Origin of the sequence: Pseudoalteromonas sp. GW168-MNA-CIBAN-0100 (assembly GCF_040309225.1) — a bacterium.
GTDB lineage: Bacteria > Pseudomonadota > Gammaproteobacteria > Enterobacterales > Alteromonadaceae > Pseudoalteromonas > Pseudoalteromonas arctica.
The window spans coordinates 1-267 of the sequence record NZ_JBEOOL010000630.1 but is presented as its reverse complement, the minus strand read 5'-3'; the positions used below and the strand labels follow the sequence as shown (position 1 = coordinate 267).

Annotated in this window: 1 pseudogene; it reads left to right on the top strand. The window is 37.5% G+C overall.

Going from position 1 to position 267, the window contains the following annotated elements:
* Window positions 1-216: pseudogene (locus tag AAEY62_RS22750) on the top strand (MATE family efflux transporter); the annotation flags it as partial.
* Window positions 217-267 lie beyond the last annotated feature (51 nt).

Below are 267 nucleotides of genomic sequence, written 5' to 3'. Positions count from 1 at the left end.
GTTGTACAGTTTCCTGCGGCGTATATTTTATCTAAACATACGCAATTAGGAGATCACGGTATTTGGTATTCATTTGCCATTACCAACGTAGTTATTGCGCTTATTACCTATGCGTGGTTTGCTCAAGGTTCGTGGCAAAAAACTATTTTAACCAAAGAAGACAAAGACATAGCTAAAATTAGCCAAGAAGCTTTCATCGAAGAAGGCAGTCACTAAACATTGCGGTGGGGTTTGCTGCCGTATAATTAATTTTATAAGGAATAACTA